We start from the raw sequence: 5173 nt of genomic DNA on the forward strand, positions 1-5173 counted from the left end.
AGGGCCCGACCGTTGGTCGGGCCACCTTGCAGCATTACAGGGTGCGCGGCACTTCGATACGCTCGAAGCACTCGATCTGGTCGCCCGGCTTGACGTCGTTGTAGGCCTTCACCGCGATACCGCATTCGGTACCGTTGCGGACTTCCTCGACGTTCTCCTTGAAGCGACGCAGCGATTCCAGCTCGCCCTCGAAGATCACCACGCTGTCGCGCAGCACGCGGATCGGCTTGTTGCGCTTGACCACGCCCTCGATGACCATCGAGCCGGCAACGGCGCCCAGCTTGGAGCTGCGGAAGACGTCGCGGACCTCGGCGATACCGATGATCTCTTCGCGGATCTCCACGCCCAGCAGACCGGATGCCACCTGCTTCACCTGATCGATCACGTCATAGATGATCGAGAAGTAACGCAGGTCGACGCCGTTGGATTCAATGATGCGACGGGCCGAAGCATCCGCACGCACGTTGAAGCCGATGACGGTGGCCTTCGAAGCAGCCGCCGAGTTGGCATCCGATTCGGTGATGCCGCCGACGCCGGAGTGGATCACGTTGATGCGGATGTCTTCGTTGGACAGCGCGACCAGTGCCTGGCTCAGGGCCTGCACCGAACCCTGCACGTCGGCCTTGATGACCAGGTTGAGGACCTGCTGGCCCTCGCCCTTGCCCAGGGTCGCCATGATGTCTTCCATGCGGCTGCCAGCGGTGGCGACCAGGCGCGATTCACGGCGCTTGGTCTCACGCTGCTGGGCAACATCCTTGGCCAGGCGCTCGTCCTCGACCACCACGAAGTCGTCTCCGGCTTCCGGCACACCGGACAGGCCCAGGACCTGCACCGGGATCGACGGGCCGGCGAACTCCGGCTGCTTGCCGGTTTCGTCGAACAGCGCACGCACGCGGCCGTACTGGATACCGCACACCAGGTAGTCGCCCTTCTTCAGGCGGCCCTGCTGCACCAGCACCGTAGCGACCGGGCCGCGGCCCTTGTCCAGCGACGATTCGATCACCACGCCCGAGGCGCGACCTTCGTCGACGGCCTTCAGTTCCAGCAGTTCGGCCTGCACCGATACCGCGTCCAGCAGGTCGTCGATGCCCAGGCCGGTCTTGGCCGAGATCTCCACCATCTGGATGTCACCACCGAACTCTTCGGCCACGACCTGCTCGGAGAGCAGTTCGTTCTTGACCCGCATCGGGTCGGCACCGGACTTGTCGATCTTGTTGATCGCCACGATCAGCGGCACACCCGCCGAACGGGCGTGCTGGATCGCTTCCTTGGTCTGCGGCATGACGCCGTCGTCGGCAGCAACCACCAGCACCACGATGTCGGTCAGCTTGGCACCGCGGGCACGCATTGAGGTGAACGCGGCGTGGCCCGGGGTATCCAGGAAGCTGATGACGCCCTTGGGCGTCTCGACGTGGTAGGCGCCGATATGCTGGGTGATGCCGCCGGCTTCGCCGTGGGCAACCTTGGTGCGGCGGATGTAGTCCAGCAGCGAGGTCTTGCCGTGGTCCACGTGACCCATGATGGTGACCACCGGCGGGCGCTGTACGGCTTCGCCCTGGTTTTCACCGGTCGAAGCCAGCAGCGCGTCTTCGGCATCGTTGTCGTTGGCACGGATTGCCTTGTGGCCGAGTTCTTCGGTCACCAGCGCAGCGGTGTCGTGGTCGATGGACTGGGTGATGGTCGCCATCACGCCCATCTTGAACAGCGCCTTCACCACCTCGCCGCCCTTCAGCGCGAGCTTCTGCGCCAGGTCGGCCACGGTGATGGTCTCGCCGATCGCGACTTCACGCACGACCGGTGCGGTCGGGCGTTCGAACGCGTGCGGACCGGCATTGTTGCCACCACGCGACATGTCGCGACGGCCACCGGACTGGTTGCGGCCACCCGGACGTCCACGCGAATTGCTGTTGTTGCTGTTGCCACGACGCGCACGGTCGGCGGCCGACAGGTGCATCTGGCCGGCGAAGCGGTCGCCCGGGCCACGCTCGTTGCGCGGCGCGCTGCGGTTGTTGCGCTCGTCGTTGCGCGGCGGCGGCGGCGGAGCACCACGCGGCGCAGCCGGGGCGGCGGCCGGGGCGCGCGGCGGGCGCGGCGCGGTTTCGTCGATCGGAGCACGCTTGGGCTTGCTGGCGGCCAGTGCCTCGGCCGCCTTGGCCGCAGCCGCAGCTTCCTCGGCGGCCTTCTTCTCGGCCTCGGCGCGTTCCTTGGCGGCAGCCTCTTCCTCACGGGCACGGACGATGGCCTCGTCGCGCAGACGATCCTTCTCGGCCAGGGCCTGCTGTTCGGCGAGGTTGCGCGCACGCGACTCTTCCAGCTTGCGCAGGATGTCGGCGCGCTCTTCGTCCGGCGTCATGGCGCGAGCACCATCCTTGACGTAGGTACGCTTCTGGCGCACCTCGACATTCACGGTCGTCTTGCTGCGACCGGAATTGACCGTCACTTCCTGCTGCTTCCGGCGGTTGAGCGTGATCTTCTTTGCAGACTGATCGGTCTCTTCCGGGGCCTGCTCGGGCTTGCCGTGCGAACGACGAAGGAAGCCCAGGAGCTTTACCTTCTCGGAGCTGGTCACGACCTGGTCGGGACCGCTGAACTTCATGCCGGCACCGGCCAGCTGTTCCAGCAGTTTTTCGACCGGCGTGTTGACCAGTTCGGCAAGCTTGCGGATGGTGGTTTGCTGCGACATTCGGATCCTATGATCTTGTGGGCGCCCCCCCGCATCTGGAGGTGGCGCGGATTCTACGCCCTGAGCGGCTCAGGGCCCTGTTCATTGCCGGCTCATTCGCCGCGTTCCAGTCGGGCGATCTCCTCGGCACGGGCGGCCAGGATCAGCGCAGCGGCGCGCGCCTGATCCAGTCCTTCGATGCCGAAGTCCATGACCTCGTCGGCGGCCAGGTCGGACAGGTCCTCGCTGGTACGCACGCCGTGGCCGGCCAGCGCATATGCGGTGGCTTCGTCCATGCCCTTCAGGGACAGCAGGTCCTGCGCCGGCTGGCCGTCTTCAAGGCCTTCCTCGACTGCCAGGGCCTCATTGAGCAGCGCATCGCGGGCACGAGCGCGCAGCTCTTCGACGATGTCCTCGTCGAAACCTTCCACGGCCAGCAGTTCGCCGACCGGGACATATGCGATTTCCTCGACGGTGCCGAAGCCTTCGCTGACCAGGATGCCGGCGATTTCCTCGTCCACTTCCAGCTTGTCCATGAACAGCTGGCGGGCGGCAGCCTGCTCGGCCTCCGACTTGGCAGTGACCTGGTCCTGGGTCATCACGTTGAGCTGCCAGCCGGTCAGGCGGCTGGCCAGGCGCACGTTCTGGCCGCCCTTGCCGATCGCCTGGGCCAGGCGGTCTTCGGCAACGGCCAGGTCCATCGAGTGCTTGTCCTCATCGACGATGATCGACTGCACTTCGGCCGGCGCCATCGCGTTGATGACGAAGTTGGCCGGGTTGTCGTTCCACAGCACGATGTCCACGCGCTCGCCATTGAGCTCGTTGGACACGGCCTGCACGCGCGAACCGCGCATGCCGATGCAGGCACCGATCGGATCGGTGCGCTGGTCGTGGGCCAGCACGGCGATCTTGGCGCGGTCGCCCGGATCGCGGGCGCAGGCCTTGATTTCCACCAGGCCCTGGCCGACTTCCGGCACTTCCAGCTTGAACAGCTCGATCATGAACTCCGGCGCGGCGCGGCTGATGAACAGCTGCGGGCCACGCGGCTCCGAGCGCACTTCGGCCAGGTAGCCGCGCACGCGGTCGCCGGCACGCAGCACGTCGCGCGGAATGCCCTTGTCCTTCGGAATGAAGCCTTCGGCATTGCCACCGAGGTCGACGTAGATGTTGCCGCGCTCGGCGCGCTTGACCACACCGGTGATCAGCTCACCCACGCGATCCTTCCATGCATCCACGACCTGCTGGCGCTCGGCTTCGCGCACGCGCTGGACGATGACCTGCTTGGCGGCCTGGGCAGCGATGCGGCCGAAGTCCGGGTTCTCGATCTGCTCTTCGATGTAGTCGCCGACCTCGACGCCTTCGGCCTCGTCGACGGCGTCCATCAGGCGGATCTGGCGATCCGGCGATTCCATCACCACGTCATCGGCCACCACTTCCCAGCGCCGGAAGGTTTCGTAGCTGCCATCCTTGTGGTCGATGACCACGCGGGTCAGCACTTCCTCCTCGGGATAGCGCTTCTTCGCTGCCGAGGCCAGGGCGGCCTCGATGGCATCGAAGATCACTTCACGCGGCACGCCCTTCTCGTTGGCGACTGCGTCGACTACCAGCAACAGTTCCTTGCTCATTGGCTCACTCCGCGCGCGGCTTCTTTGCCGCCGGCTCGTTGGAAGAAGAATTCGTGTTCGGCTTCGGACGCTTCGGTGCCGGACCGGTCGGCTTGCTCGGGGCCAGCCCCAGCGCCACCCAGTCGGGCATGATCCGTGCCTTGTCGATGTTGTCGGCCGACACGACCACTTCAGCCTTGTCGACGATGAAGGTGATGGTGCCCGCAGCCTCGTCGATCGCTTCGATACGGCCCTGCAGGCGACGACGGTTGTCCTGCGGCAGCTTCAGCGTGACCTTGGCCGATTCACCCTGGTGGCGGCCGAACTGCTCCAGGTTGAACAGCGGGCGGTCCACGCCCGGCGAGGACACTTCCAGCGTGTAATTGCCGCTGATCGGGTCTTCGACGTCCAGCTGCGCCGAGACTTCGCGGCTGACCCGCTCGCAGTCGTCGACATTGATGATGCGCTCGGGCTGTTCAGCCAGCGGCACGTCGATGTAAAGGCGCAGGGTCGCACCGCCGGGGGCCGGCAGATACTCAACGCCCAGCAGCTCCAGGCCCAGCGACACAACGGTCGGGGCGAGCAGATTCGCGATGTCGGTTGCCTTGTCGCTCACAGCCTGCCTTGATCTCTATGGTTGGGTGCCGGCCTTGGCCGGCGTGGAAACATGACGCCCCGGAAACGACAAAGGGCCCGTTGGGCCCCTTTTCCGGAAAGACTCCGGTGACTGGATTCCGGTTGCAACCTGCATTGCCTGCCGGTTGCGGCCCTCCTTCCGGGTCCGGACTCCCGCTGGGAGGCCGCCTTCAGGGGTACTGCTAGGCCGCTGATGATAGCGGCTGCACCGCGCTGGTGCAAGGTGCGGACCTGGGGTCAGATCCCTTTTCCACGGGAAAAGGGATCTGAC

The 5173-nt window shown here is 65.9% G+C and carries 3 protein-coding genes; all 3 read right to left on the reverse strand.

Annotation, left to right across the window (positions count from 1 at the left end):
• Window positions 1-34 precede the first annotated feature (34 nt).
• Window positions 35-2683 (reverse strand): translation initiation factor IF-2, encoded by a 2649-nt coding sequence (gene infB, locus ABGA94_RS18745; protein ID WP_053499259.1) that lies wholly within the window; start codon window positions 2681-2683, stop codon window positions 35-37.
• A gap of 92 nt (window positions 2684-2775) precedes the next feature.
• On the reverse strand, window positions 2776-4287 hold the full coding sequence (gene nusA, locus ABGA94_RS18750) for a transcription termination factor NusA (RefSeq protein WP_005417911.1): 1512 nt from the start codon (window positions 4285-4287) through the stop codon (window positions 2776-2778).
• Window positions 4288-4291: 4 nt separating this feature from the next.
• Complete coding sequence (gene rimP, locus ABGA94_RS18755; protein ID WP_005417913.1) at window positions 4292-4882, reverse strand: ribosome maturation factor RimP; 591 nt, start codon at window positions 4880-4882, stop codon at window positions 4292-4294.
• Window positions 4883-5173 lie beyond the last annotated feature (291 nt).

Origin of the sequence: Stenotrophomonas sp. 3diitr2024 (genome assembly GCF_042136455.1) — a bacterium.
In the GTDB taxonomy this organism is placed as follows: domain Bacteria; phylum Pseudomonadota; class Gammaproteobacteria; order Xanthomonadales; family Xanthomonadaceae; genus Stenotrophomonas; species Stenotrophomonas sepilia.

What these genes read in the sequence shown, in the direction of transcription:
- infB (WP_053499259.1), bottom strand. Translation starts at nt 2,683, where the DNA reads ATGTCGCAGCAAACCACCATCCGCAAGCTTGCCGAACTGGTCAACACG.
- nusA (WP_005417911.1), bottom strand. Translation starts at nt 4,287, where the DNA reads ATGAGCAAGGAACTGTTGCTGGTAGTCGACGCAGTCGCCAACGAGAAG.